The sequence below is a fragment of the Mesorhizobium sp. M7A.F.Ca.US.014.04.1.1 genome (genome assembly GCF_003998745.1).
Lineage (GTDB): Bacteria > Pseudomonadota > Alphaproteobacteria > Rhizobiales > Rhizobiaceae > Mesorhizobium > Mesorhizobium ciceri.
Genome location: NZ_RZRW01001349.1, coordinates 1 through 604 on the forward strand (window position 1 = coordinate 1; position 604 = coordinate 604).

1 protein-coding gene is annotated in these 604 nt (G+C 65.2%); it reads right to left on the minus strand.

Annotated elements, in window-relative coordinates:
* Positions 1–604 (minus strand): ABC transporter permease (locus EOA22_RS36490; RefSeq protein ID WP_164756329.1); only part of this gene is annotated, 604 nt, incomplete at both ends.

The following is a 604-nucleotide window of genomic DNA, read 5'->3' on the forward strand; positions in this document are numbered from 1 at the left end:
GGATCCTGGCCTCTATCCTGCTGAAGGCGAAGACCAGAATGCCGGTTATCGTCATGTAGATCAGCGCCAGCAGCAGCAAGGGCTCGTAGGTGAGGTAGGTGTCCTGCCGTACTTTGGACGAAACGGCGAAGATGTCGATGACGCTGATCGTCGCCACCAGCGGCGTCGACTTCAATTGCAGCACGGTCTCGCCGGTCAGCGTCGGCAGCGCCCGGTAGATGGCTTGCGGCAGCCAGATCCGCCGGAACGCCTTCCAGCGGCTCATGCCGAAGGCGCGGGCGGCTTCGAGTTGCCCCTTGGGCACGCCGGCGAAGGCGCCGCGCATCACCTCGCCCTCATAACCGGCGAACGACAGGGTCAGCGCCAGCACGCCATAGGGCCAGGCTTGCCGCAGATATGGCCACATCCAGGATTCGCGGATCCACGGATATTGCGGGAACAGCGAACCCAGGCCGTAATAGAGCAGCCAGAGCTGGATCAGCAGCGGCGTGCCCCGGATCACCGTGCAGAACACCTTGGCGGGTGCGGCGAACCAGAACGAGCCGGCGGCTTGCGCCAGCCCGAGCGGCACGGCGAGCAGAAAGCCCAGCACGCAGGTGACGGC